General features: G+C 59.7%; 17 protein-coding genes, 2 pseudogenes and 1 riboswitch. Of the genes and pseudogenes, 3 read left to right on the forward strand and 16 right to left on the reverse strand.

What is annotated here, in order from left to right; genetic code table 11:
- Positions 1 to 1,370: 1,370 nt before the first annotated feature.
- Positions 1,371 to 1,526 carry a hypothetical protein gene (locus ACVMB0_RS36885; protein ID WP_461349358.1) on the forward strand — a complete coding sequence of 52 codons (156 nt, stop codon included), beginning with the start codon at positions 1,371 to 1,373 and terminating at the stop codon, positions 1,524 to 1,526.
- A 156-nt stretch (positions 1,527 to 1,682) separates the two neighbouring features.
- On the opposite strand, the gene ACVMB0_RS36890 is transcribed toward ACVMB0_RS36885, so the two are convergent.
- The 9 genes from ACVMB0_RS36890 to ACVMB0_RS36930 all read right to left on the reverse strand — a co-directional run bounded on the left by ACVMB0_RS36890 (position 1,683) and on the right by ACVMB0_RS36930 (position 13,976).
- Positions 1,683 to 3,212: a S10 family peptidase gene (locus ACVMB0_RS36890; RefSeq protein WP_461349359.1), complete on the reverse strand. Its 1,530-nt coding sequence runs from the start codon at positions 3,210 to 3,212 to the stop codon at positions 1,683 to 1,685.
- 666 nt (positions 3,213 to 3,878) lie between these two features.
- On the reverse strand, positions 3,879 to 4,271 hold the full coding sequence (queD, locus tag ACVMB0_RS36895) for a 6-carboxytetrahydropterin synthase QueD (RefSeq protein ID WP_461349360.1): 393 nt from the start codon (positions 4,269 to 4,271) through the stop codon (positions 3,879 to 3,881).
- Positions 4,258 to 5,532, reverse strand: coding sequence for an MFS transporter (locus ACVMB0_RS36900; protein WP_461349361.1), 1,275 nt, complete (start codon positions 5,530 to 5,532; stop codon positions 4,258 to 4,260). Before ACVMB0_RS36900 ends, queD begins: the two co-directional genes overlap by 14 nt.
- A gap of 95 nt (positions 5,533 to 5,627) precedes the next feature.
- A complete protein-coding gene (locus ACVMB0_RS36905; RefSeq protein WP_461349362.1) occupies positions 5,628 to 7,505 on the reverse strand; it encodes a flavin monoamine oxidase family protein in 1,878 nt (625 codons plus the stop codon).
- Positions 7,506 to 8,323: 818 nt separating this feature from the next.
- Entirely contained in the window at positions 8,324 to 9,379 is a 1,056-nt protein-coding gene (locus tag ACVMB0_RS36910) for a HoxN/HupN/NixA family nickel/cobalt transporter (protein ID WP_461349363.1), read from the reverse strand.
- Positions 9,380 to 9,783: 404 nt separating this feature from the next.
- A riboswitch (cobalamin riboswitch) is annotated at positions 9,784 to 9,981 on the reverse strand.
- A 191-nt stretch (positions 9,982 to 10,172) separates the two neighbouring features.
- A complete protein-coding gene (locus tag ACVMB0_RS36915; RefSeq protein WP_461349364.1) occupies positions 10,173 to 10,370 on the reverse strand; it encodes a hypothetical protein in 198 nt (65 codons plus the stop codon).
- Positions 10,371 to 10,478: 108 nt separating this feature from the next.
- A complete protein-coding gene (gene cysN / locus ACVMB0_RS36920; protein ID WP_461349365.1) occupies positions 10,479 to 12,365 on the reverse strand; it encodes a sulfate adenylyltransferase subunit CysN in 1,887 nt (628 codons plus the stop codon).
- On the reverse strand, positions 12,365 to 13,264 hold the full coding sequence (gene cysD, locus ACVMB0_RS36925) for a sulfate adenylyltransferase subunit CysD (protein ID WP_461349366.1): 900 nt from the start codon (positions 13,262 to 13,264) through the stop codon (positions 12,365 to 12,367). The genes cysN and cysD overlap by 1 nt, the downstream gene beginning before the upstream one ends.
- Before the next feature lie 250 nt (positions 13,265 to 13,514).
- Positions 13,515 to 13,976, reverse strand: coding sequence for a hypothetical protein (locus tag ACVMB0_RS36930; protein WP_461349367.1), 462 nt, complete (start codon positions 13,974 to 13,976; stop codon positions 13,515 to 13,517).
- Between the two features lie 677 nt (positions 13,977 to 14,653).
- Between ACVMB0_RS36930 and ACVMB0_RS36935 the strand changes: the two genes are divergently transcribed.
- Entirely contained in the window at positions 14,654 to 15,205 is a 552-nt protein-coding gene (locus tag ACVMB0_RS36935; protein WP_461349368.1) for a MarR family winged helix-turn-helix transcriptional regulator, read from the forward strand.
- A 675-nt stretch (positions 15,206 to 15,880) separates the two neighbouring features.
- Here ACVMB0_RS36935 and ACVMB0_RS36940 read toward each other — a convergent pair.
- From ACVMB0_RS36940 to ACVMB0_RS36950, 3 genes are all read right to left on the reverse strand, one after another.
- A complete protein-coding gene (locus ACVMB0_RS36940) occupies positions 15,881 to 16,066 on the reverse strand; it encodes a hypothetical protein (RefSeq protein WP_076829490.1) in 186 nt (61 codons plus the stop codon).
- Between the two features lie 1,123 nt (positions 16,067 to 17,189).
- Positions 17,190 to 20,381, reverse strand: a complete 3,192-nt coding sequence (locus tag ACVMB0_RS36945) for a Ulp1 family isopeptidase (RefSeq protein ID WP_461349369.1) — start codon at positions 20,379 to 20,381, stop codon at positions 17,190 to 17,192.
- A 452-nt stretch (positions 20,382 to 20,833) separates the two neighbouring features.
- Entirely contained in the window at positions 20,834 to 22,024 is a 1,191-nt protein-coding gene (locus ACVMB0_RS36950; protein WP_461349776.1) for an IS110 family RNA-guided transposase, read from the reverse strand.
- A 252-nt stretch (positions 22,025 to 22,276) separates the two neighbouring features.
- Here ACVMB0_RS36950 and ACVMB0_RS36955 point away from each other — a divergent pair.
- Positions 22,277 to 22,488: pseudogene (locus tag ACVMB0_RS36955) on the forward strand (IS66 family transposase); the annotation flags it as partial.
- A 130-nt stretch (positions 22,489 to 22,618) separates the two neighbouring features.
- On the opposite strand, the pseudogene ccoS reads toward ACVMB0_RS36955, so the two are convergent.
- From ccoS to ccoG, 4 genes and pseudogenes are all read right to left on the reverse strand, one after another.
- Positions 22,619 to 22,777, reverse strand: a pseudogene (gene ccoS, locus ACVMB0_RS36960) (cbb3-type cytochrome oxidase assembly protein CcoS); the annotation flags it as partial.
- Complete coding sequence (locus ACVMB0_RS36965) at positions 22,777 to 24,963, reverse strand: heavy metal translocating P-type ATPase (protein ID WP_461349777.1); 2,187 nt, start codon at positions 24,961 to 24,963, stop codon at positions 22,777 to 22,779. The pseudogene ccoS and the gene ACVMB0_RS36965, both read right to left, overlap by 1 nt.
- A gap of 12 nt (positions 24,964 to 24,975) precedes the next feature.
- A complete protein-coding gene (locus ACVMB0_RS36970) occupies positions 24,976 to 25,476 on the reverse strand; it encodes a FixH family protein (RefSeq protein WP_461349370.1) in 501 nt (166 codons plus the stop codon).
- A gap of 23 nt (positions 25,477 to 25,499) precedes the next feature.
- Positions 25,500 to 26,969, reverse strand: a complete 1,470-nt coding sequence (ccoG, locus tag ACVMB0_RS36975; protein ID WP_461349371.1) for a cytochrome c oxidase accessory protein CcoG — start codon at positions 26,967 to 26,969, stop codon at positions 25,500 to 25,502.

A 26,969-nucleotide genomic window follows, 5' to 3' on the forward strand; every position in this document is an offset into this window, starting at 1 on the left:
TGGCCGGCTTACGTGCGTCGTGTGCCACTCCGGTAATGTTGAAATCGAACTAGCAGCGCGCGTCGAACGGCGGCGGCCGGCCCCGATCCCGGCATGGCGCCTTTGGTGATTGCCGCTTCCTGCGTGAGCCTAAGATTTGAGACATTCGCACACTGTCGCTCGTTGGAGGTTTTTGTACGCTGACGACCCTCGCCGTCCATTTTTCAGATCGTACAACTTGACGTTAGGTGCGTTTCAACCCTCTCTGGAATTTTCTCGTGTGAATTTTTCCTGACGTACGCCTCCACCTTCGGAAGACAAGGTGACGGGTGCGGAGATTATCGGACGAGCCCGGTAGTAGCCTGGAGTCCAATGACGCTGCTGGAATTCACCCGAGCTCGATGGCCACGGACAGGTCAGCTGACCTGCTCCGCCCGCGTGCGTGCGCGGCGCTTTGCCACATCGGCAAACAGATACACGGGGTCTGTTTGCGTTCGATGGAGCGTCGGGAAAGCGGACTTTGGAACGAGACGATGAGCGCATGGCCGGATGGCGAAGAGTAAGCAGCTTGCGCGGGTTCGAAGCCAGGTTTTCTGACGGAACGATGATGGTCTAGAACGCGGATTGCTGAGGAAATCGCTTGTTGATTAAACCGCCTGAGAGCCGCACGTCTGGATCGCAAGTCATGCGCGGTCTGTCAGCAACCGCTCGCACGATTTTCCGTCCTGTCTGCCTGGTCACTGCGCTCTGTCGAGTACAGCCTGTTTGCTACTCTTGCATCGTGATCCACTTGGCACATGAATTGCTGCGAACCTTATCGGCTTGGCTGTTTATCTTCACGCCCCCCAAGGCGGCCAAGCTGGCGAAGCAAACTTGGCGCGGGTGGCTCCTCCAAACACCCGCGCCTTCTTTCCGAAGTGCTGTAAAAGTGGAGAGTTTCGGCAACAGACGCGCTGAGAAGATCAACTCATGGCCCGTAGGAGCCACATAAAATGCATGCCGGTTCTGGGTAGTCGAAAGGACGAATCGAAGCTCGCCTGGTACTTGCGACGAATAAAAGCTTGCTTCATGAGCCAGCCCCTCACGATCACTTCACGGAAGTGTGCCGCAAGGGAAGGGCTCACATTCATTTCGGCTCTCCAGGAAGCGCTTGGCTCTACCAATTCCGAGAACCGCGTCTCACTGGAAAGCGATTCGCGCGCCTTGAGGCCGAATAAAGTTCGCTGGGCCTGTGGCAACAAAACTGTCGAGAAGTGGTTCGGATTATCGTTGACGACCTTGGTGATACCATCGGCGCTGTAGGTCCCCCGTCGGTATAATTCAGCACTTACAGGTTTTGGCCGCGGAGACGATGACAGCGCGGTGTTTGGCGTCGCCGTCAGGATCTACGAATGATGCGCTCTTCCGTGAATGCGATCGGGCGGATCGCGCGCGGCAGCGTTATCGTCGAGCTCGATTCGGCCATCTTCGGCGAAGCGCGTCACGCCCGCGCCGCCCGGCGTGAGAGCGCGCATCAGATGCCGTCCGCCAGCTTGCTGCTTGGCTGATCAAGCCGGGTTTTGTTCGCAGCCATTTTGGGACTGCGTCGTCTAGCGGCCGGACGACGCAATCCAAGACTGGTCCCTTGAGCTCTGTCCCATAGCATCAGCGACATTATGTTTGTGCGAACGCGGGCTTGCTCGTGACGAGGTCTGGTGTCGGCCTCACTTCATCAGCGCTTCGACCTCTGCTCGAAGAGCGTGGCGCGAGGCGTCTCGCGAATAGAACATGTGGCCCCCCGGAAAAACGACAAGTTTGACGCGCGGTGCGGAGGCAAATGGCGGCAGCTGATCGAGCACGATCTGTGATGCGAAATATGGCGTGGCCAGGTCAAACAGCCCGTGCACGACCAGCAATTTCATATTCCGGTCCGTCGCCAAGATCTTGCGCAGCTCCGAAACTGACGCCGGAGGGCTACGGCCGAAATCCCAGGCCTCCCTGACCTTGCGATTGGCCAGTTCATAGGAGCCCTCCGGCCGCCAGCCAAGCTTGCGCGTAAGGAGATCGACAGTGGCGCTGGTCAAAGGCGCCAACAGCGTATCGCTTGAGGGATCGCCTGAAAGCTCGAAATCGGACTCCGGATATGGATCGAGGCCACGCACAGAGGCGTCAAACCTGCCGATTAACTTGCCATTCTTGCGGTCGAACTCACGGCGGAACTCGGCGACTTCGAAACGGCCGGCGAGCCGACGGCTGACCGCTTGGTCGATGCCGGTCAGCACCGCGACCTTGTCGGCCAGACGCGTGGTTGCTTCCTGGTCGGCTTGGCCTTTGATGAGATCGACCAGAAACTCGCCGCGCGCATAGGCTTCCACGTCGGCGAGACCGGTTCGGTTTACCGAACCTTCGGCTTCACGCAGGGTCGCGACATAGCTGGGCAGTGTGGCGACGTAGTGCAACGGGCCCCTGCCGGCGCTGTAGTCGAACACTGGCGAGACCATGATCAGGCCCCTGACGCCTATGCCCTGCCGCATCTGCAACTGGTCGACGACCTTCGGCCCACGAATACCGCCATAGCTTTCACCCGCGATGTACTTCGGCGACAGCAGCCGGTCATGCTTTTCGAGCCAGCGACGGATCACCAGCGCGAGCGCATTGACGTCGCCCTCAACGGAATAAAGCCACTTGCGCGCGTCATCGCCGGCCGCCACGAAACGGCTATAGCCGGTGCTTACGGGATCGAGAAACACCAGATCAGTGAAATCGAGCCACGTTTCCGCGTTTGGCCTCACCTCGGGAAATGTCGATGGCGTGACCTCGTCAGCATTGATCGGCAGCCGCCACGGTCCGGCATTGCCAAGCTGCAGCCACGCCGATGATGAGCCTGGTCCGCCGTTGAAGAAGAATGTAACCGGGCGCGTGCCGAGATCAGTGCCTTCAAGCTGATAGGAAGTATAGACGATATCGGCCTGCGGCTCACCCTTATCGTCAAACAGGCGGATGGAACCGGCGGTCGCGACGAAAGAAAGCGTCCGCCCGGGCAGCTCAAGCGTGTGCCTGCTGCTGGAGTCCGGCGGCAGGCGATGCTGCTCGGTCAGCGACGACATACTCGGGGTTTGACCGCCACCACCCTTCTGGCCGGCCGGTATCGTGACCTGGGCGGGGGAAGGATTGTTGGCCCGAGCGCTCTCCGTTGCCCCGCAGGCGAACAGGATCAGTGCAAGAGAGGTGAGACCCGGAGCGGTCGATTTCATCGCGTTTCTCCTGCCCCGGTGCGCCCCCTTGGTGCGCGAGGCGTGTCTGTCAAAACGGCCCTAACGACTAGCTCATGCGGCTGAACGACAAAGCTACCAGATCGAGTAGTCGTCCCCCTCGCCCGAGGCGCAAAACTCGTCATTCCACACACTTCCAAGAAGTGCTCGCCACGGTTCAGCAAAGCGCCTCCAGAGGGCGATGGTCGTGCGCGTGGACATTGCGCACAAGGCGAGGCTGTGGCTCGAGATCGACGCTGGGCAGGGCAACTGCTTCGAGGGTAGTTCGTGAGCAACGCGACATCAGTGAAGCGCATTGTAGATCTGCGTGCTCAAGGGCAATCGCAGTATCCGGCCGTCGGATGCCAATCAGCTCGCTGATTTAAGAGTAGGATGTCGGCGCCGCGTCACGCCATCAGGACAACTTAGCGTGGACGGCCACGTGCCAGACAAGTCTGTAGCGACCTTAGACTACTGCATCCGACCGGATGAGCACCCGATGACTGGGCGCAGGAACCCTTCCGCCGTGGCAGGCCAATGGGGATCAGCGGCACGGCCGATGTATATCTATCTGTCGAGTTCCATGCCTAGGCACAGGCGGACGCCGCCGAACACCGGCCATTGCTCGGCATCCATAGTGCACTTGCGTTGGCGTTTCACCGCCCCCGACTAACTCGGCGTGCCTTTTGGACTGCCGCCATAAGCCGCAACCTCCGCCCAACAATCGGCGGTCTCATAAATCCGCACACTCGCGCAATTGGGAATGCGATCAAAGAACCAACGGGCGATGATCTCGGCGGTTGGGTTCTCCAGTCCATCGACATCGTTGAGCAGTCGGTGATCGACGAGCTTCAGCAGCGGCTCCAGTTCGGCATCCATCTCAGCGAAATCCTTCACGAAGCCCCTCGCGTCCACCCCTCCGCGTATTACCACTTCCATACGGTAGTTGTGACCGTGTAGGTTCTTGCATTTGTGGCCATCGGGGAGATGGGGAAGGCGATGAGCTGATTCAAAACTATAGGTGCGGCCAATCAGCGTGAGCACTGCATCATCGTCGTTCATTCCGTAAGTCTCTCGCGCCGACAATTTGCTCCGCAGAAAGCGGCCTACTAACCTTCGCCGGCCCTTCTTCTCTATCGGATCGACGGAGCAATGCCAGGCCGAGCAAGGCGGAGAGAGCAGAGCCGAGGCCCGGCAGTATCAGTGTGACAGCATAACCTAACCTCGCCACGGCAAACCCACTCGCTGCGAAGCCCACCAACGCTGACGCCGACATTACCGAGGTCAGAAACGTCACATCTGTCCCCGCCTTGCCCGGCCGGGCGAGCCCGAGAAACCAGTTCGTGAATGTAACATGCTGAACAGCGAGCGCCGCGAACACGATGCCGACGCTCACAACGGCGCTCAGGCGAACGTTGACGTAGCGATCAACCGTCGCGAGCACGCTGAAACTTATGGCCATGACTGCGCAGCCCCAGATCAAGCCTCGCTGCGGTGCCATTCGGCCGATGATTGCGCTGGTCAACGGCGCTACCAGCGTATACGTCAATACGTTCGAAAGCGCTCCGATCCATCCAATGTCTGCTGCGGCGAAGCCGAGGTCAACAAGCCGCAACTGAACCGTCGCGAACGCCACAGCGATCCCGATAACCGCCGGCGCGATCAATGCGGCCGTCGTCCACAGGCCATGGTAGCGAAAGATCGCGGAGATCGAGGGGCGTTCCGTCGCGCTCGATCGGTCGCCGCGTTGGAGCGGTTCAGAAATAGCGAACACCCAACCAGCGAAGACGGCTAGCAGCAGCGCCAAGCCCAACAAAGCTGGACGCCAACCGACCATCTCGATCAATTGGAGGCAGACGGCGCCACCGATCACATGGCCTATGGCCCGGCCCCAACCCAGCAGCGCGGCGCCGAGGGGCCGTTCGCTGGAATCGAGAGCTTCAGCTATATAGCCCAAAGTTGCGATCCGCTGCGTGGCAGCAATGGTCGCAAGTACCAGGGAAACAAGAAAAAGCGAGACAAAATCGGTTTTTGGATCCAAGAATGCCATTGCTGCCAGCACAATGGTACTGCCAACTTGGGTCAACAGTATCCACGAACGTCTCAGCCCGAGACGATTGAGGCTCCATCGATCCACCACGGGGGCCCAAAGGAAGTTAACGGTGAATGCAAAGAAAGCGGTGCCATATAGGCCGACTAGTTCCAAGCTAGCACCGTTGCCCCGAAGGATCACGGGAATGGCCGAATAGATGAACGCGATCGCCAGATACTGCTGACTAGCCAACGCAACCATCCCAATATATGGCACGTAACGATTTTCCATCCGCTTGCTTCTCCCGAAATCGATTTCGCGCATGCCTTAAGAGAACTGTTTGAAAAGACAGCGGCGGGCCGTTATCCGTTCGGATCGGGCCATACTCAATTGAATGCACACCGCGCCTGACCTTCATCTTGTTGAGCCCATTTGCCTTCCCAGTAGACGGCGCTATCGACGTCACATTGGCAAGCAAGGCTCCCTGGCGTACGCCGGTCGTAACCATCGTCGACCCAGCGCGTCTCCAGCTCCGCAGGCAGGTCGACAGCTTGGTCCCTGGTTGAAGGTCCACAGCCCGAGGAAAAAGGTGCGCTTGCCGGTAGCGCTGTCCTCTCCAACGGTCGCGCTTGCCGGCAGCAGCGCCAGCGCAGGGATGACACCTGTTCCTGCATCAGGTCTTCACCACGCGTTCGTGCAATCGGGTAGTGGCGTCGAGCGCCGACAGGATCGCGCCCTCCTGCCATGGCAGCTGCGAGGCGTGCTCGCCCGCCAGCGCGATGCGGCCGTCGATCTGGCACAGATTGCGGGTAGTGCTGCGCGCGGGCGGCCTCGGTCCACTGGCCGGCGCAGCCGAGCGTGAACGGCACCCGATGCCAGGCCACCGCGACGCCGTTCTCGAATTCGCTCTTGTATTGCGGATGGATCGCGGCGCCGAACTCGACCGCGCTGGCGACCCGCTCGGCCGGCGTCATCGCGGTGAACTCGAACGAATTGGCGCCGCCATACATGTAGGCACCGAGCAGGATGCCGCGGCCGCCGCGGTTGAAGCCATAGTTCGGATACGCGATCTGCTGGATCGGCAGGTCAGTGTAGCTGATGCCGCCATAGATCGCGTCGTCCTCCTCCCAGAAGCGGCGTTTGAACTGGAGCCCGACCTTCACGGAGGCTAGGTAGGGCAAGGAATCGATCGCATTTTTCATCGGCCCGCCGACATCGATCGGCAGCTGGCTCAGAATCGACAGCGGAATGGTACAGATGCACCAGTCGGCGGTCGCCTGCTGCACGGCGGACGGGTTGGCGGTGTCGACATAGCTCACGGTGACGCCGGAGCCGTTCTGCTGGATCTGCGTGACCTTGGCGTTATAGCGGATGAGATCGCCAACCTCGCGCGCGAACGCCTTGCCGATCATGTCCATGCCGCCAACCGGCTGGAACATGGTGGTCTGGAAGTCGTAGCGGGTGTAGGTCCGCACATAGCGCCACATCCGCGACCGCAACAGCTCCTGCAGCGAGATCGGGTTGCTGGGCAGCGGATCTCCCATCAAGCCACCGCCTGGATCGTGGGCATAACCGCGGAATTCGGCGGCGACGAGATTGGCGTTGTACTTGCAATCGCGATCCAGCGCGCCCCAGTCGCGCAGCGCTTGCAGCAGGATCTCCTGGTCTTCCTTGCTGACGAACTCCTCGAGCCTGCCCTGCTGGCTGACTTTCGCGAGCAGCTCCGACACGCCGCCCTGGAAATCCGCCTTGATGCTGCGAAAGCGTTGCGGCTTGCCTTCGAATGCGCGCGTCGCGTGCAGATAGGCATTATGATTGAGCTGGATGAAGGGTTCCAGCGTCACATTGAGCCTGCGGCAATAATCGAGCAGCGCCCGGTGGTGACAGGGAATCCGCCACGGACCGGGATTGAGGTAGAGCCCCGGCTCGAACTGGCAGGCCTGCTTAAAACCGCCGAGCTCGACAAAACTGTCCCCGCCACGGATCGACCAGTTGCGACCGCCGGCACGGCTGTTGAATTCGAGGATCTGGACCTTGTAGCCGGCCTTGCGCAGTTCCAGCGCAGCCGTCATGCCAGCAAGACCAGCGCCGAGAACCAACACCGAAGCGCCCTTGACGTCGCCCGCGAGCTTGAGCGGCCCCTTGTAGGCGGACTCGGATGCGAAGCCGAGGCTCGTCATTGCGTGATACATCGCCGAACTGCCGGCGATGGTGCCGATCAGCGCGAGCAGATCCCGTCGCCTGATCACAAATTCATTCTGCACCTGCGTTCACCCAGCCGTTGATTTCGATGACGAAGGCAAACGGCTCGTGCGATCAGTTTCAAGAAAGTGCGCACGCTGCAGTGCAGACTGGTGGCGCCGCCGCGGTGTGCCTGCGACATCGTCTTCGATTATCTCATTCCCACATTGGTCGTGTACCGCGTCGATCGCCGTCGATAAAACAATCATAGCTATCTATCCGCAGTCTTGAGGTAGGCAGGCCGATCCGCGGTCGCAGGAGCTGGTCAGTACACCTGAGTTGATGAACCAACGTCCGGTCACCTCTGGCGACGATTAGCGAGCCGTCGATCATATCTCGACGCGTCGAAGATGCGCACGTTTCGTTCATCGAGGCGCTTGCCGGACACGTATAGCCGTTCGACGGAAAACGAAGCAGTTGATCACGCGGCACGAGCCCTCGAGCGACTTCTTAAAGTGCACCAGCAAGAGCGATGCCAATATTTTACGACATCGATAGGTGGAGAAGCCGACTAGCCCAGATGTGCGGTAGGCCAGACGATGACTGATCTCCTCAGAGATGTTGCCGCTCTTTCATTGGCGACTTTCGAGCTCGATATCGGAGGTTTCTGGTTCTAGTCGCACAACCAAGCCGCTCCGCCGGCGATTGCGGACACAGCGAACCAGTGGAGCGCCGGGACTAACCGCGCTTGGCCAGAGCGTAAACTATTCGCAGTTTTGAACGCCAGCGATCGGCTAGTTCGAAGTCGCTTTTGCGCTGGTGGTATTGAACCCGACATTGTTCGATGTCCGACGCACGGAGCTGATGACGCCGAAGACGTGCGATGATTGGTTGTATGAGTTCACCCCGGCTTGAGCGGCTTTTCGAGTCCTTGCCAGCGATAGATCGCAAATGACAGCGCCCAACTGACCAGGAAGACGCCGACGACGAGATAGCCGAAATTGGCCAAGCTGCCGTTGAGATCGTTCACCGCGCTCCAGAAGGTGCCTTCAAGCGCTAATTTGTTGGCGAGCAGGCCAAGTGCCTCGATGCCGCCGATCAGCAGCGCCACGACGACTGAGATCGCCGTAATGGTCAGATTGTACCAGATCTTGCGGATCGGATTGAGGAAAGCCCAGCCATACGCGCCGACCATCAAGACGCTGTCGGTCGTATCGACGAGCATCATGCCGGCGGCGAAGAGAGCCGGAAATATCATCACCGTAGTGAAGTCTAGCCCTCCCGAAGCTTGCCCGGCTGCGACGGTGAAAAGGCTGATTTCCGTCGCGGTATCAAATCCGAGGCCGAACAACAGACCGATCGCGAACATCTGCCAGCTCGCCGTCACCATGCGAAACAGTGGGCGCAAGAGCCGGGACAGCAAGCCACGACCAGACAGAAGCAGATCGAACTCATGCTCTCCAATTCGTTCGCCACGCCGCGCACGCTGAAAGCTCCGCCAGACATCCCGTAGGATCACAAGGTTGATGGCGGCAATCGTCAGTAAGAAGAAGGCTGATGCGCCGGTGCCGATGATGCTGCCAACCGCCCGGAACTCCTGGAAACCGCTTTGCAGGGCGAGCGCCGCAGCTGCGATCGCGGCGACCGCCACTGCAACCGACAAGGAATGGCCAAAGGCGAAGAAAAGTCCGACCGCGAGAGGGTGCCTGCCATCCTGCATCAGCTTGCGAACGACATTGTCGATGGTCGCGATATGATCGGCATCGACGGCGTGCCGAAGGCCGAGCACATAGGCCAGCAAGGCTGTCGCCAGCAGCGTCGGCCTGTCGGACAGCGCTACGATGGCCCAGGTCCAGGCCAAGCAATTGATGGCCAACAAGAAGGCATAGAGCGAGATGATTCGACTACGCGAGGCCGCCGATCCGTCGTCTAAGGCAAGCGTTAGATATGAGAACATGATCTTGCTTCGGTAGCGCATCTAGATGAGTTTGGTTACGAACGTCCCTCGTTGCATAGGCGCCGCGCACGCCAAAGCCGGTCCGGTCAGACTGAAGACGAACCGACGGATACAGCATACGATGATCATGACCATTCGCAGCACGAGGTGGACAATTGCGCTGGTCGCAACGGCAGTGGAGTTGAGTGGCATTTCCTACTTTTCATGGCTAGTGCCTCCTTCGCGGTGCAGGTTTCGTGCCGCTCTGCTCGGCTAACGTGCTCGACCGCTTCGTCAGGCTTATATCGGCCGTGAGCTCGTGTCGCGCGATTGCGCCGCCGCGTTGACGTTGCAACCTCGATCTGAGCCGTAGTCAAGTTTAGCGAGCCAACCAGTGCCTCAGAGCACCCCGTCCGACGCATTGCGCATGACAATGGCTGCTAGCAGGTTTCCTGGCTGCGGTTCGCCGCTCTTGCCCCTTCTCGGAATTGCGAATCCCGGTGGTATGGAATGGTCATCGCCGCGCCACTTATAGTTGCGCAGGGCCGCTCCGGCATTGTCCTGCCAGAACCCACCGAGCGCCCTTGAATAGCCTTTCGAACACTACCGATGACAAAGCGAAATGGCCTCAGAGGGCGCGTCAAGTAGTCGCCGGCGAACAGGCGAGACGCCGTGGCTGAGGAAAAAGAGATAACTTTGCCTCTCAATCTCGGAATTGCGGACGAGATCGAGGCTCCAAGACGCTGCGGCTCTGCCTGCACAGTAACTCGGCCCGGCGCTAGCCCCACGAAGAAAAAAGGACGCTTGAAGACACTTAGGCGACTGGAAGGCTGACTTCGTCTCTGTCCTTCGTCATGGCGTCATAGACTTTGACCTGGAGCATGGGACGGCGCTTCTTAAGCTCTTGCGCTCCTGCCCAGGCGCCGTCTCTTGTCGCGAACTCGGTTTTCAATTGACCGTCGACTTCGAGCACATAACCGAAAGCGGGCAATCGACGAGTGGATGCAACCATCTTAATCCCTTAGCATCGACGAATCCGATCGATGCTCGCACCTAACCCGAGTCGCCTTCGGCAGGCCAGTAGGCAGGAGAGCGGCATCCGCGACCACGAATCGGCAGGTTATCGCCGCTCGTCGCAGAGGACTGCGCGCGCCATCACGGCGTTGACGACGACTTCCGCTGCTTGCTCTGGCGCGTGCTCCATTGTCCTGAGATGAATCTCGGGCCTTATCGGCGCTTCGTAGGACGCATCGATGCCCGTGAAGTTCTTGATCTCACCGGCTTTTGCCTTTGAGTAGAGACCTTTTGGATCCCGCCTTGCGCATTCCTCGATTGGCGTATCGATAAAGACTTCGATGAACTCGTCCTTACCAATCAGGCTGCGAACCATATCTCGTTCGGACCTGTAGGGGGAGATGAACGAACAGATCACGATCAAGCCGCTGTCCAGCATCAACTTGGCAACCTGTCCGGCACGCCGAATGTTTTCCACCCGCGCAGCCTTCGAGAAGCCCAGGTCCGCGTTCAATCCGTTCCGGAGGTCGTCACCATCCAGCAGCATGGCATGCCGCGACATTGCGAGCAGCTTCTGATCAACCATGTTGGCGATCGTCGACTTTCCCGCGCCAGACAGACCGGTGAACCAGACGACGCAAGGCTTCTGATCCTTGAGCGCGGCGCGCTCACTCCTGCCCACCGAAAGCGCCTGGCAGGAAACATTGGTGGCCCGCCGCAGCGGAAACGCAATCATGCCGGCGCCGACGGTGCGATTGGTGCAACGATCAATGACGATAAATGATCCGGTTTTCCGGTTGACGTCGTAAGGATCGAATGCGGCGGGCAGTGCAGTCGCAATATTGCAGAACGCGATCTCATTGAGAGAAAGCGTCTCGGCAGCCAGGTGCTCACATGTGTTGACATCGATCCGATGCCTGATCGCGGTAATGCTGCCGGCGACCGTTTGCAAGCCAATCCGCAGGATGTAATTTAGTCCGAGAGCGAGCGACTCGTTGTCCATCCAGATCAGATAAGCGGCGAATTGATCGGCGACGCTGGGTCGTTCGGTTGGTCGCGTCAGAAGATCGCCACGGCCAATGTCGATCTCGTCTTCCAGCGTAATGGTGACGGCATCGCCGGCTTCGGCGTCGACAAGGTCGCCATCATGGGTCACGATCCGCTTGATGCGGGTGGTACGTCCGGATGCGGCGACGACGATCTCGTCGCCTGCCGAGATCCTGCCGGAAGCCACCGATCCGGCGTAGCCGCGAAAATCCGGATCGGGCCGGTTCACCCATTGGACTGGAAAGCGGAAAGCCTGGCTTGCGGTGTCGGACTGGATATCGACGCTCTCCAAATGCTCCATCAGGCATTGACCATGATGCCACTTGGTATGAGCGGACCGGTCGACGACGTTGTCGCCGTGGCGGGCAGAGATCGGGATCGGAACAATCGAGCTAAAGCCAAGGCCGGCGGCAAAGGCCAGATAGTCGGCGACGATCCGATCGAAAGCAACCTTGCTGTATGCGACTAAGTCGATCTTGTTCACTGCCAGCACAACATGGCGAATGCCAAGCAGCGAACAAATGAAGGAGTGGCGGCGGGTCTGAACCAACACGCCCTTGCGGGCATCGATCAGGATGATTGCGAGCTGCGCATTCGAGGCGCCGGTCGCCATGTTGCGGGTGTACTGCTCGTGACCGGGAGTGTCAGCCACCATGAAAGAGCGCCGCGGCGTCGTGAAGAAACGGTAGGCGACGTCGATCGTGATACCCTGCTCCCGTTCGGCCTCGAGCCCGTCCACGAGCAGCGCGAAGTCGATGTCGGCGCTGCCATGCCTGACGCTGTCGCGTTTCACTGCCACAAGCTGATCTTGGTAGATCATCTTGCTGTCGTGCAGCAACCGCCCGATCAGGGTCGATTTTCCGTCGTCCACCGAGCCGCATGTTATGAAGCGCAGCTGGTCCCTTGCACCAGGGTGGACAGGTTTCGACAATGCTATGGAAATCATCAGAAGTAACCTTCCCGCTTCTTCTTCTCCATCGAAGCGGCTTCATCGGTATCAATCAGGCGCCCCTGACGCTCGGACACCGTCGCAGTCTGCATTTCTGCGACGACCTCTTCGATCGTCGTCGCATCGGATTTAATGGCCCCGCTCAAGGGATAACATCCCAGCGTGCGAAAGCGGATCATGCGCATTTGCGGCGTCTCATCGCAGTTGAGCGGCAATCGCCTGTCGTCGACCAGGATCGTCGCGCCATTTCGGCGTACCGTCGGTCTTAGCTTTGCGAAGTAGAGCGGGACGACCGGGATTTTTTCGAGCATGATATATTCCCATACGTCGAGCTCGGTCCAGTTTGACATCGCAAACACGCGCATGCTTTCGCCCTGGCGTATCCGTGTGTTGAACAGGCTCCAGAGCTCCGGCCGCTGGTTGCGGGGGTCCCATACGTGTCCGGCCGAACGGAAGGACAGTATCCGTTCCTTGGCGCGGCTCTTTTCCTCGTCACGCCTGGCTCCGCCAAGCGCGGCATCAAATCCGTAAAGCTCGAGCGCCTGCTTCAGGGCGTCGGTCTTCATCACCTGGGTATGAAGCGCCGAGCCGGAGTCGATCGGATTGATTCCGCGCGCAATGCCCTCCTCATTCACATGGACGATCAGCTCGACGCCGAGTCGTTTGGCCGTCGCGTCCCGGAAGCTGATCATCTCGCGGAACTTCCAAGTCGTGTCGACGTGAAGCAGGGGGAACGGCAATTTTGCCGGATAGAACGCCTTGATCGCTATGTGCAGCAGCACGCTCGAGTCTTTTCCGATCGAGTAAAGCATGACCGGCCTTTTGAACTCGGCGGCCACCTCACGCATGATTTCGATCGATTCAGCTTCAAGACGGCGCAGATGTTTTGGCAGCATATATGTTCTTTTCGATGCAGGATCTCGGTTCTGCAGCGCCGGCCCAGAGGAGGAAGTCGGGTGCGGAGCGAGCTCGCCGGTGCGCTTGACCGGTTGGGCAGCAGACCGACTGACACACCCCGGGCATGTCGCGTTCTATCGTGGCGCCGCCGGCGCCTGCCTCACACGCTATTGGCGTAGATCAGTTCGTTTGGGGGGAGGGCCTGGCTAAATCAGCCAGCGTGTTTTGATCGCAAGCATCCAGATCACCCTAAGCCATATTGACGATCTGCTCAAGCCGCGCGACCTCACCTCGCAAGAGCTCGATCGCCGCATCACGAGTCCGAATAGCATCCAGCCCTGCGGCTCGATCAGCTTCTGACGCCAACAGTGCCTGTTGCAACTGCGCTCTCATTGAATCGGCCAGCCGCAAATTTTCCGCAATACTGGCGGCGGACAGATCCTGCGGCTGGACCACGGACATGTCGCACGTGGAACGAAAGGTCTCCGGAACCTGCGGAGCAGGGTGGACTTGCCCGGATTGAGATAACCCGCACAATGCACCCGCCTTTCCAGTTCGCAAATTCCGCCAAGTTTGGAATATTTGTCGATGAAGTTCAGTTAGCCGAGGCCCCCTATCCACAACTCCGGCTTGCTGTGCTTGCAGCAGCTCCGCCTCATATCCCAGTTCTGTCAGAAGCCTGGTGCCGACCAGATCGGTCACAGTTTGCATCTCTTCGATGCTTAGTTGGGATTGCCATGTCTTGACAGAGCTTTGATCGATCGCATTTCGTTCCAGGATTTTGCGATCCCCCCAGCTATCGCTGCGACAGGGATTTGCGGCTCATGATTCGATAGCCGTTCGGTTCGATCGATTGGGCGAGATCGCAGACGCATTTGTCAGCTACGATGCCCCCGATTGCTCGACAGTCGAGATGAAGTCAAGGGCCAGCGCAATTGCGCGAAGACTGGCTTCGGATTCGAAAGGCTGCAAAGAATTCTAATGCTTAGCAGGTACCTGCGCGCGGCACATGGGAAGTTGCTATGTGCAGTCGACGTGCTGCCGCTTTCCTCGACCATTGAAAGCATAAATGCGACATGCACCATGCACTTCGCTGTCTTGGCATAGGCCGGAAGAGTCCGGCGCTAGAACGGAGAGCTCGGCGAGAGGGACAAGGAAGCACACAGGCGGACATCTGAAATGCCAGGCGGATCGAATCTTTCAGCGCGCGCTATCGCCCCGCCGCAACTATCTGCCCCCGGCCGGTCAACACAATGAGCGCGTAGCGGCTCTGCCCGCCGTGCTATCGCAACCCCCACAATCCGTCCGAACTGTACCAAGTATCTGAGTTGCTTGCTCTTGCGGCGTTGTCCCGATTTCTAATCCGCGCTAATAAAAGTCTGTGAAGGATGGAACCTTGGCTCACGATGCCGCCGGATTTACCTAATCCAGCAACCGCGCCTTATCGTATCTCCACTGACGGACAGGAGATATTCCGGCCGTTCATGTGGGAGATCAGATCGATCAGTGCCTGCCTCGAAGAACTCGCCAAATTCCGTGCCAATATGCTTGGTATCACTGGGCCACAGTGGATGATCCTGATGGCAGTGGACTACCTGGGCAAAGAAAAAGGTGTGTCCGTCAATCTGGTGTCACGGTTGATGCACGTCGATCCTTCTTTCGTCACGACCCACTCAAAACTCCTGGAGAAAAAGGGATTCCTGCGGCGCAAACCCTCCACAGCCGATGCACGAGTAGTTCAGATGTCGCTGACCGCCAAAACGCGCAAGCATCTCGCAAGTTTGACGCCTCGAGAGGAAGCGCAGGATGTACAGGCTTTTGACGAGTTCGGCCCTGACGGATCAAGCGAGTTCATTACCGGGCTGGCCGCAGTGAGGCATCGCTTGGAGAAGGCCCGCTCTGGCATCCAGAAGACCAAAACGAGCAATCGTCAGAAATGAAGCTGGCTAACCATCCGACTCTCCCGGCCTTCGAATATTTCGTGAGGCGGCGCGGTCGAAGGTGGTTATGGTCCCTTCACACCGCCGAAGGCGCGCAGGTGATGATGGGTTTCGCACGCAATCGCTCCGCCGCCGTCTATCAAGCTAACAGAGCGCTTTTTCAGTTGCTGCTGAGCGCGCCTTATCGCTTGGCAGCTCAAGTTCACCAACAAACTCCGCGGCCACCGCTTACGCCAAAGCTTTAGCCTAGCATGAGCTTCAACTGCGGCGGCGTGGGTGTCAAGACTTGCAGCGATGCGGTTTGCTAATTGGAGCGCCCCCTCTCGCCGTCTCCGAGAACAATCGAGGCCCTTAACAGCGATCCGCCGCATTCCTCGACCCCTTAACGGGAACGAGCGACCATCGAAACAATTTCCAACCTTGAAACATTCGAAGCAGGACCGATTGTACGATTGTCTCGTCGCTCTCGATCATACCGGGGGCCTTCGGGGCCGTGCTCCTTTAAACCTCAAGGATCACGAAGCACTTGAGCCCTTTCCTCGAGAGTGACAGACCAAGCGCGTGAAAAGCTCTTTCCACAAAGCAATTGGCAGCCCGTGCAAAGCAATTTCAACGGCCGTAAAGGGCGGCCTGCGAGCCGCCCTTTTGTGCCGGCTACCAGCGCTGCTAAGTAAGCTACCGCTGATGTCCGAGTCCTATTCCGAGATTTAACGCCTTCTGGCGCAACGCACCGACGCTGCGTTTGGTCATTTTTGCAATTTTTATGACGGGAGTCCGAGCCTTCGAATGGACTTTGAGCTCCTTGATATCTGCCTTGGTCCACTCGCGCCGCTTAACGCGTTTCTTGGTTGCTTTTTTCACAGTGAATGCTCCTTTTGAGAGGAGCGGCTTGTAACATAGTTTTTTAGGAGCGACGACCGTAAAAAAAGAGGCAATCATCGGAACTCGCGCCATGATATGTGTTCAGAAGACAACGCAGCTCGACTATTGTGAACTTAGTACAGATGCCGTCTTGAGGGGCTTCGTCTGGTTATTCGAAGCTAAGCCCGCAGACTAACATGTTGCTGGAAGGAAGTGAGCAAGCAGGGTGTGGTAAGTTTGCACAAACTCCGAACCAGGCATGTTCGTGATTTGTATTAGGCGGGGAGGCTCAACGCTCGAGGACTATGAGATATCGTAGCAATCTCTACCACGGTCGCCTACTACGCTTGGCGCGCTGCGCTGTCTAGACTGTCAGAGCCTCCTTGCGCTGGCGAGAACACCAGATCGAGTCCCGTCGTCCGGTCTCGGCTCAAGGTTGGAGGGACAAGTGTGTTCTTATGAACAGGCAGCTTTCACCTCTCTTGACGCGGGCCGAGAACGGCAAACGCTGGATTGACCGCCCGCGATGATATCTCATAGAGGGGCTTCGGCTGACGTTAAGATGAGCGGCCACGGCTTCAGCCTTGATGGCACGATCTTCCTCCAATTTTCTTTTGATGTGATGTATGCATATTTGGCGAGAAAGGAAGACGAAGCCGCCGCCTGATGGTCGGCGATCGGTGCTATTGCGCCGCGAAAAATGCGGCCGCCTTATTGGGCCAAAGGCGCGATAAGATGGCTTAGCCTGACCGATCCAAAGCTGACCGGCGTTATCGATCGACTTTTTCCTCGCCGCGAGGCCGTCCTCAAGCTTGCCGGACAATGCGACCTCGCGGTGTGTCGGTAGTCAGACGTGCTGCCGAGCATTTGTTGCTGATCATGGCGCATTGCTGCCCTGGCAATGGAAGCTCCTGCGCCGAGCCGACAAGCCCGCCGATCAGCAGGTCGCCTGACCTCACGCAATGCCATCCATGGAGCTCGCCGTGCCCGCGTTCATGCGTCGCTCAGGTGGTCTCGTCGTATGCGTACTCAGCTCCTCACGTGAGACACTATGATGCTTTGCGAACACACCGATTGCGGATTTTCGATCGGCGAGAAGCGCATTTACAGGCACGCGCCCTGTTCAGCTGAAGCCGACACCTGCGCCTAGTCGGTCCCGCAGTGCCGGTCGACTGATGACAAGATCGTTGAGGTTGAGGTTCAGGTCCGGCCGTCTTGCTGCCAATCGTCTTACAAGTTCCCGGGTGCCGTCCACGACAAAGACGCCGCAGTCATAGCCGTTCTGCTGCTGTCTTATCGGGGCCCGTTGCAGGTTAGCGTCGAGCCGTCCTGCGAGTACCGCTGCGGGCCTGTCATTGTATCCCTGGGTGGAGTCATAATGAAAGGCGATCGGCCCGCCCCAATTGCGGCGGTCAACCAGCAGCATCGACCAGTGACTGCCGCGCTGATGCCTATCCGTATCGCTGGCATCGCTTACCGGCAGAAACAGGAAGTCGGCGGTATCATGACGAACCCACCCTAATGCTCGTTCGGCTATCTCCTTGGAGGGGGATCGCAACATTTGGGCTATCAGGGGATCCACGAACCGCGTCCGGGCGGCGAGATCCGGATTGTTCTGCAGCAACTCCTGCGCCAGGAGCTCATAGTCCCGCTGGATATGCTCGTCACCCAACCACTGCGTGGGGCCGAGGACGGCCTCGCTGCGCTGGCCGGAAGAGGCAACGGTAGCCGAGGGGCCGATCCGAGCACTCGGGACGGGAGACGGGCGAGGATGATGGATGACCTGCGCACCGCGGCGTCCTAGCGGCCCCAATGGGATCGAGCGGGTCTCACCATTGACGGAGACCTGGGTTGGGCCGCTGGACTGGGGCGGCAGGCCCCCGATGTTATCCCGGACATTGTGTAAGAAATCCGGCACCGGCTGGCGGCTATCCTGCCAATCCGCGTCGACTCGGTGTCCGATGTCCTCAAGCGCCTGACGTACGCCCGACCGCCCGACGAAGAACGCGGGTTTACCGGCAGGGCTGAGCACTGGCGCTGACTGAGCATCGTCGCGCATCTGCTGCGGCGTGAGCGGCAGATCAACGAAAGACTGAAGACCGCGGAAGGTATCTCCCGACTGAGCTGGCGCGTCCGACGGTCCGGTGAAGAGCGGCGGGTTGGCGACAGCCCCACCCACCGGCGCTGACTGAGCATCGTCGCGCATCTGCTGTGGCGTGTTCGGCAGATCAACGAAAGACTGAAGACCGCGGAAGGTGTCTGCCGACTGAGCTGGCGCGTCCGATGATCCGGTGAAGAGCGGCGGGTTGGCGACAGCCCCACCCACCGGCGCTGACTGAGCATCGTCGCGCATCTGCTGCGGCGTGTTCGGCAGATCAACGAAAGACTGAAGACCGCGGAAGGTGTCTGCCGACTGAGTTGGCGCGTCCCATGATTTGGTGAAGAGCGGTTTGGCGACAGCCCCACCCGCCGGTGCTGACTGAGCATCGTCAAGCATCTGCTGCGGCGTGTACGGCAGATCAACGAAAGACTGAAGACCGCGGAAGGTGTCTGCCGACTGAGCTGGCGCGTCCCATGATTTGGTGAAGAGCGGTTTGGCGACAGCCCCACCCGCCGGTGCTGACTGAGCATCGTCAAGCATCTGCTGCGGCGTGTACGGCAGATCAACGAAAGACTGAAGACCGCGGAAGGTGTCTGCCGACTGAGCTGGCGCGTCCGACGGTTTGGTGAATCGCACCGGTTTGGCGACAGCCCCACCCACCGGCGCTGACTGAGCATCGTCACGCATCTGCTGCGGCGTGTACGGCAGATCAACGAAAGACTGAAGTCCGCGGAAGGTATCTGCCGACTGAGCTGGCGTATCCGATGGTCCGATGAAGAGCGGCGGTCTGGCGTCAGCCCTACCCACCGGCGCTGACTGAGCATCGTCACGCATCTGCTGTGGCGTGTACGGCAGATCAACGAAAGACTGAAGACCGCGGAAGGTGTCTGCCGACTGAGCTGGCGCATCCGATGGTCCGGTGAAGAGCGGCGGTCTGGCAACAGTTCCACTCACCGGCGCTGACTGGGCATCGTCGCGCATCTGCTGCGGCGTATACGGCAGGTCAACGAAAGAGTTGAGACCTCGGTAGATCGCCGACGACCCATCTGGTACCGCTTCCGGCGTCGGCCGCTCAATATGCGGCAGGTGCGGCGACCACGTTGAGCTCGACTCGTCACGCCGCGGCTCCCCACCCGCCTCCTCAGGGGAGACGCCCAGCGCAGCGTTCGCCTCGACGAGGCATAGGTAGCTCCGAAGACGATCGAAGCCCATGTCAGCGTTTCGACTGGCTTTTTTGAAGTCCCTGTGATCGTTATTCAACGACTTTTGCTGCTCACTGGTGCCGGTGAGCCGGCTCACTATGCTCCCTCGCCCGTTCCTTTGTAGCCAAGCACCGAATCTTCGTTGGTTGCCGGCCAGATTTTGAACAACTTTTCTCCTAGTATCCTCGGATTTGAGCAGGCTCAGCTCTGCCTTTTCCAGGCTATCAATGATGCGGGCGTCGTCGGGATAAAGATGCAATGTGGGCGACGGGACAGTATGACCGCGGGGCTTCCGGGACGCACCCGCTCCGGAAACGTGCTCGGCATCGCCGACCTTGCCTAACGCGAACAATAGATGCTCGTCCTTCGGGAACAACTTCTGAGCAAATTCAATGCGCGCAGCGTGGTCTAGCTCGGATATCGAGCAGCCTTCAACTTTAAGCGCGTTAGAAAATCTGCGAAGACTACGATCATGACGAGCAGCGCTGCCCGACGTCATGCCGCTGGCATTAAGCCGCTCCGAGAGGGGCGCGTCTTCCGCTGAGGGGATCGTGCGCGGCCGCCCGCCAGAAGCTACATAGCTCGAATCATGATACGAACGAAGGATATTCAACCCCTTCTTCATGTCTTCGTCCTTTGGGAAGTAAGTCTTGACGTAACGGATCAAGGACTCGTGTTCCTCCAGAACAATCGTTTGACGATGAGCGCCAAGATGATTTCCAAGTCGGCGAAGCGCCTGAGTATAGCGCTTAACCGTCTTCTTGCTTGGCTTTTTCTGATCCGCATATTGGGCAATCGCCTTATCGATAAGGTTTCGATGTTCTGCAGAGAGATCGGGATGGTAGTTGCGGCCGCCACGGGAGACAGGAGGTGGATCGGGTGGGCGCGCCTCGGCCAAGTGCTGCTCAAAGCCCGCTTGCCCGGCCTGGCCGCCCTGGTTCTCTTCCAAGACGGCGTGATGCACCTGGGACCAAGCTGTTACATTGGATGGATCGGAATTGTACGGGTCCACGCTAGCCTCACATCCAAGAAATCAATTGAGCTGATCCTATCTGGATAGGCTTTCCGGAAGCTGACGAGGCCGTCGCTTGTGGAACAATGCACCGCCACATCCGCAACATGAAACGCCCCCCGCGGGCTCTCAATCGTCGCAGGCTTCATCGGTTTCAGGACCCGCCTTCCTTGCCGCCGATGACGCCTTCCGCCGGCATGGGAGCCGAGGACTCGTCATTGCTCTGGTTGCAAAGCGGCATACGGCGGCACCGCAGGTGCACGCATAGGTGCCAAGCCACAGTTGATCCGTGGATCGCTCTCGCAAATCCGCGACGAGCCTTCCGCGATTCGCTCCTGCTTCATTCGCTCTCTCATGGGTTATTCACGGAGAGGGCGCTGGGACGACTTCGCCCGCTTCCTCGACGATGGCAGGATCTGCATGACCACGGATGGTGTTGAGAAGCCCTACCGTCAGTTCATGGCAACTTTTTTTGGCTTCTCCTTCCAGGCCGTCACCATCCGCTCGTACGCCTGCTCGACGCGTGCGACGTAGCCAGCTTCCCGTTCGCGGATTTCCTTAATCCAATAGTCCCGGCCCGGGCCAGCCTTGCCGTAGGCACGGGGAGCCCCAGCCTTGAGAGCCACCTTCCGGAGTTTCATTGCCGTGAACGCTGGCCGCGCGTAAGCTCCATAGTCCTTCCCGGTCGTCAGGACGTGCCAGATCATGACTGCGAGCTTGCGCGCCGTCGCGACGGCTGCGACCCCGGCCCCGTGCTTTTTCTGCGTGCGGTTGAAGAATGCTCGCAACGGACCCGGCGCCGTCTTGGCTGACCACGCCGCTTCAACCAGCATCTTGCGGGCGTCACGGTTGCCCTGTTTCGAGATCCGGCCATGCCGTGCCGGGTGCTCGCCTGACTGCCGAACCCGCGGAGTCAACCCGAAATAGCTGCTGAGCTTATCCGGCGACGGGAAGCGTGCAATGTCGCCGATGGAGGCCAGTACACTCGATGCGACAACCGAACTCACGCCGGGGATCGTCATCAGCTTGAGGGCCCGTGGATCGCCCAGAGCCTGCTCGGCCACGACTTTGTCGATCTCCGACAGTTGCTTCGTCACGCGTTCGAGTTCCGCGATCAGACGCCAGAGCATTGCACGCTCCTCCGGTGGAAGAGGCAGACTGTCCAGCCAATGCTGTCCGCGCTTGCCGAACAGATAGCCTTTGTAGGGCGGGATGAGGTTGGCATGCAGGATAGCCTTCATGCGTCCTTTAATCCGGATGATCTGCGCCAAGACGCCAGCGCGCTCGGCCATCTGGCGCCGGCGGCTGTAGGTGTCCTCGTCAGCAACCCAGACCTCCGGCAAGAAGCCGGCAGCATGCAACTTTGCCAGGGTCCCAGCATCGACCTTGTCCGTTTTGACTCGCGCATAGGCGATCGCCCGAACGAGCCTCGGATTGGCGACCGCGATGCGCTTAACGTGCGGGCGCAGAAGACGTTCGACCGCGGCGCTGTTGCCCGTCACCTCGATGACCACCTCATCCTCGAGGCTGAGTGTCTTGGCGAAGGCGACAAGCCTATCGTGAACGAGCTCTACGCGGAGCTGTCGGATTATTGTTCCGTCCTCCAGGATCGCCACCTGGGCGAACGATCGGTGGATATCCATGCCAACGATTTGCATGCTTGGTTCTCCTTTGTCTTAGGAGCCAGTGGCTTGCACGACATCTACGGATCCGCGCTCGCAGCGCAGCCGGGCAAGTCGTAGGGGGCGGCCAAGTAACAAAGCGAGCTCACAGCTCATGGTCATGGCGGCCTGCCACCGTTTCGTGCTCCAGCGCCCCTATCCCGGCTTCGACAGACTAATCCGGACGACCAGTCCTCTCCACCGGGTTTGAGCGCTGAAAACATCATGCCCTTTAACAATTGTGCTGGGCGTGCATTGAGAGGCATCGTTTTGGAAGGTGGAACTGGACCTTCGCCGGCAGCCAGCGCGGCGCCAACCGGGCCGCCATCATGTTGGCAATGATCACGACCTGTCGCCTTGACGAGGTCAACCCAAGGCTTGGTTCGCCCACGTCCTCGCCGGTATTGCCAAATCTTCCCGCATCGCGTCTGCACGAATTGCCCTGATCAACAAGTTATCGCTGCCTGTCCTTGCGACCACGCGTCTTTCAGTTGCCCCCTGGACCACCGGAACGGCCGAGCTAGCACTCTCGTCCCAGCGGGGACCGTCGCTATTACGCTGGCCCATCTGCACTATTTGGACCGGCGCCTCGTCGGGCTCGTCATCGGCGAGGGCGCGCCAGGCCGCGCCATCGAGATCGTCATACTGACCACTGTTCAGCGCCCACAGAAAGCCGAGCAGGCCAACGAAGCCCAGTGCAAGAGCGAGTGGAACCAGATAGATCAGAACCTCCATCAGACTGCCTCGCCCCGTCGCGCCCGCAGCGCATTGAGCATAACCAGCACGGACGAACCTGACATCGCCGCGGCGGCAATTAGCGGCGTCACCAGGCCGGCGATCGCAACCGGGACTGCCAGGACATTGTAGAGGACAGCGAGCCAAAGGTTCTGCCGCATCAGCCGCAGCGCCTTGCGCGAGGTCATAACCGCCGTCATCACGGGCCGAAGACGCTCACCGAGGAAGACCGCATCAGCGACCGCCTGGCTCATATGAGTGGCCGTAACAGGCGACATCGAGGCATGAGCCGTTGCGAGCGCGGGCGCGTCGTTCAAGCCATCGCCGACCATCAGCACCTTGTATCCCTCGTCCGTCAGGCCTTCGACCCGGGCGACCTTATCCGTCGGCGAGACGCCGGCGCGCCAATTTTGAATGCCGAGCGTCTCGGCCGTGCGCCGAACTGCTGGCTCGCGATCTCCCGACACGATCTCTACCGCGACCCCAAGGCTCGCGAGGCCCGCGACGACCTCGTGCGCGTCTGGCCGCACGCGTTGGCGGACGGCGAAGACGTGCTTGCTGTCGCCGTGTCTAAAGGCGACGATAGAAGCCTCTGGATCTCGGCAAAGAGCCTCGTCGGCGAGGCTGTCAGCACCACAGAAGGACGGGCGGCCGAGCCGGATCTCCGACCCTTGATAGTAACCCCTAACACCCTGCCCCAGCTCCTCTTCGATATCGGCCAGCGGCTCGCTTGCGCCAGCAGCTCGCGCCACGGCCGTGGCGACCGGATGGCGGCTCGATAATGCAAGCCGGCCCGCCAATTCGACGACATCTTCCGGAATGTTGGCGAGATTGGCGACATCGAGCTCCGGCAACGTCAGCGTTCCGGTCTTGTCGAAGACCACCCGGTTCACTTCGGCCATGCGCTCGATCGCATCCCCGGCGTTAAGCAGCACTCCGGACCTGAACAGCACGCCGGACGCCACGGTCTGCACCGCCGGTATAGCCAGACCCAGCGCGCAAGGACACGTGATGATCAAGACCGCGATCGCCGTGACGATCGCATCATGGAAGGTTGCGCCAGAGGCAAGCCAACCGAGCATCGTCAGAAAGGCAGTTGCATGGACGATCGGGGCATAGACCCGCGAGGCGCGCTCGGCTAGGCGTAGGTAGCGCGAGCGGGCTTGCAGGGCATGATCAAGTAGCCGAGAAATCTCGGCGAGCAGCGTGTCCTGCGAGGCCGCCACCGCGCGAACGCGCAAGGTACCCGATCGCACCAATGTACCGGCGAACACCGCGCTGCCGGGCACCACTAGCGCGGGCAAGGTCTCACCCGTAATGAGGCTTTGATCGACCTCGGAGCGGCCGTCGATCACGTCGCCATCGACGGTACAGCATTCGCCGGGTCGGACCAGCACGACGTCGCCCGGTTTGATCGTTGATGCCGGAACGGTTCTGATCTCCGTCGGGCTTATGAACTTCGCGGCGGTCTCCGCCTTGAGCGCGGCAAGATTGCCTGCGAAGGCGCGGGTGCGCCGCCTCACATTCTGGTCGAGATAGCGGCCTGCGAGTAGGAAGGCGATCAACATGATCGCCGCGTCAAAATATGCATACTCGGCATGAGCGATGGTCTCGATCAGCGAAGTCGCCAACGCGAGTACGATGCCGATGCTGATCGGCACGTCCATATTGGCCCCGCGCGCCCGTAGCGCGGTAAAAGCTGAAAAGAAGAACGGCTGCGCCGAATAAGCCGCGGCAGGAAGCACGATCAGCGCGGAGAGCCAGTGAAAGAAGTCGCGCTGCTCCGGCAGCATGTCCGAGACATTGCCGGACCATACCGGGATCGAGAGCATCATAACGTTCATCGCGGCAAAAGCAGCCACGCCCAGCCGCCGCAGCAAGTCCCGCGCCCGCTCCGATTCCAGTGTCTCCGCATTGTCCCGTTGAAAGGGATATGCGCGATAGCCCAGTTCAGCGAGCCGCTCGATGAACAGCGCTGGATCGAGCGCGCCGGCTTTCCATTCCAGCGCCAGTCGGTTGTCGGTGAGATTCACGCGCGCCGAGGTCACGTCCGGAATGCTCGATAGATTGCGCTCGATCTCGCCCATGCAGCCCGCGCAATTGATCCCTTCTACCGCGAGGTCGAGTTGGACGAAGCCCGTGCCTGTCCTCTTCAAATAGTGCGAAAAGTCGACGTCCTCCTGCATGCTCATCTGCCCTCAGTCCAAGACGATGCGATTTTTCGACAAAAACATGCGGCGGCCGTCAGCGCCGCCTTCGATCACGAGATCCCACCTTCCGACAGCGACCCCCGCGGCGTCTCCTCGGTAGGTTCCAGCACTGCGCTCAGCCACGTTGATCGCGAGATCGGCCCGGCGGTCCACCGGTCGCTCGAGCCGGGCCTCGAAATTCATTCCTACGAGAGGCGCGCCTGCGCGGTCGCGCGCCTCGATCGCAAGCACCGCCCGGCCGTCGAACTGCCGTTCCACATGTACCTGCACCTGCCAGCTTCGCTCGTTCTGGTCCCGCGCCGCCAGGATCTCGCGCTGATAGGCGAGGCTCGCGCTGTAGGCGCTGTCAACCTCAGTTCCTGGCAGCGTCGTGATGGCAAAGCGCATCATGATCAAATTGGCGCCAATCACGACCGAGAAGAAAGCCAGTATGGCGATCAGGACAAAGCGTCCGGTAATGGGCCGTGCGACTGGAGTTGATGCGGTCATTGGCAAGATCTCGTCAGTAATTCTTAGGGGAAGACGAAGTGGTCCGTTGCGGTGGCGACCTCTCCGAGGCCAATGTCGGTGACCCGAAATGTCACCGGCATCGACCGTTCCGGCGTGTCGTCGGCCGGCGCGGTCACCAATAAGCGGAGTTCTGTCGTGGTATCGCGAGCCAAGACAATCGTCGGTCGTTCCACGGTCACAGAATCTACGCCGACGACGTGGACGGACGTTTGGGGCGGTCCATCGATGTCGATCGCAATGACGCGGTCGAACGCGAGTTTGTTAAGCAAGCGTACCGTGTAGCCGTTGCGAATGGAACCATCGCTGAGCCTGACCGCTATCGGATTACGATCGTGCAGCACGTTGACGTCGAGCAGTGTTCTGGACAACACCCCATAAAGCATCATCGCACAGACGACCGAGATCAAAGACGCATATACGATCGTCCGCGGGCGTACCGGCTTGAACACCTCCGACTTGCCTTCCATTCGGCGCCTGATATTGATGTCGTTGTCGTAACCAATCAGGCGACTTGCGCGCCCGATCTTCTTCATGACGGCATCGCAGGCGTCGATGCATAGCCCGCACTGGATGCAGCCGAGCTGGGCGCCGTTGCGAATGTCGACGCCGGTCGGACAGACCGCCGCGCATTGATTGCAATCGATGCAGTCTCCAATCTTTTCGCCCCGCGCGCGCAGATCGAATGACTTCTTCAACGAGCAGCGCTGTTCGCCGCGATCGTACTTGTAGGTGACATTGAGTGCCCACTCGTCGGTGAGCGCAGCCTGGATGCGCGGCCAGGGGCACATATACACGCAAACCTGTTCGCGCATGTAGCCGGCCAACAGGTAAGTCGTAGCGGTCAGGATCCCGATCCAGATATAGGCGATCGCGGGCGCCTGAAATGTCGCCAGATCGCGCACCAATGTATGCGCGTCGGCGAAGTAGAGCACCCAGGCACCACCGGTCCACCAAGCGATCATCAACCAGACCGCGTGCTTTAGCACGCGCTTTGCCGCCCGCCCCACTGTCATCGGGCGTGCGGCGGCCCTCAGTCGGTCGCGACGATCGCCCTCGATCCAACGCTCTACCGCATAGAACAGATCGGTCCATGCCGTTTGCGGACAGAGATAGCCGCACCAAATACGTCCGCCCAGCGCGTTCATCAAGAATAGTGCCAGCGCGGCAAGCACGAGCAGCCCGGTGAAGTAATAAAGCTCCTGCGGCCACAACTCGATGAAGAAAAAGTAGAACCGCCGGTTCGGGAAATCGAGCAACACCGCCTGGTCAGGAACGCCTAAGCCACGACGCCAACGCACGAACGGCAGCAAATAGTAGATGCCCAGACACACCACCATCAGCCGCCATTTGATCGTGCGGAAAGTGCCGCAGACGCTCTGCGGCTGGACCTTCTTATGAGTTGTATAGAGAGGCCCGTCTTCGCCGATCGGCGGGTTATCGCGCGCACCAGTCTTGTTCAGGGCTAGCTTCAT

The sequence above is a fragment of the Bradyrhizobium sp. USDA 4451 genome (assembly GCF_054822585.1).

Excerpts from the sequence above, each read along its gene's own strand:
- queD (WP_461349360.1), bottom strand. The coding sequence starts at position 4,271 with ATGAACGACGATGATGCAGTGCTCACGCTGATTGGCCGCACCTATAGT.
- ACVMB0_RS36935 (WP_461349368.1), top strand. The coding sequence starts at position 14,654 with ATGGAACCTTGGCTCACGATGCCGCCGGATTTACCTAATCCAGCAACC.
- ACVMB0_RS36885 (WP_461349358.1), top strand. The coding sequence starts at position 1,371 with ATGATGCGCTCTTCCGTGAATGCGATCGGGCGGATCGCGCGCGGCAGC.
- ACVMB0_RS36915 (WP_461349364.1), bottom strand. The coding sequence starts at position 10,370 with ATGGTTGCATCCACTCGTCGATTGCCCGCTTTCGGTTATGTGCTCGAA.
- cysN (WP_461349365.1), bottom strand. The coding sequence starts at position 12,365 with ATGATTTCCATAGCATTGTCGAAACCTGTCCACCCTGGTGCAAGGGAC.
- ACVMB0_RS36970 (WP_461349370.1), bottom strand. The coding sequence starts at position 25,476 with ATGACCGCATCAACTCCAGTCGCACGGCCCATTACCGGACGCTTTGTC.
- ACVMB0_RS36910 (WP_461349363.1), bottom strand. The coding sequence starts at position 9,379 with ATGTTCTCATATCTAACGCTTGCCTTAGACGACGGATCGGCGGCCTCG.
- ACVMB0_RS36930 (WP_461349367.1), bottom strand. The coding sequence starts at position 13,976 with ATGCAAACTGTGACCGATCTGGTCGGCACCAGGCTTCTGACAGAACTG.
- cysD (WP_461349366.1), bottom strand. The coding sequence starts at position 13,264 with ATGCTGCCAAAACATCTGCGCCGTCTTGAAGCTGAATCGATCGAAATC.
- ACVMB0_RS36965 (WP_461349777.1), bottom strand. The coding sequence starts at position 24,963 with ATGCAGGAGGACGTCGACTTTTCGCACTATTTGAAGAGGACAGGCACG.
- ACVMB0_RS36890 (WP_461349359.1), bottom strand. The coding sequence starts at position 3,212 with ATGAAATCGACCGCTCCGGGTCTCACCTCTCTTGCACTGATCCTGTTC.
- ccoG (WP_461349371.1), bottom strand. The coding sequence starts at position 26,969 with ATGAAGCTAGCCCTGAACAAGACTGGTGCGCGCGATAACCCGCCGATC.
- ACVMB0_RS36950 (WP_461349776.1), bottom strand. The coding sequence starts at position 22,024 with ATGGATATCCACCGATCGTTCGCCCAGGTGGCGATCCTGGAGGACGGA.
- ACVMB0_RS36900 (WP_461349361.1), bottom strand. The coding sequence starts at position 5,532 with ATGGAAAATCGTTACGTGCCATATATTGGGATGGTTGCGTTGGCTAGT.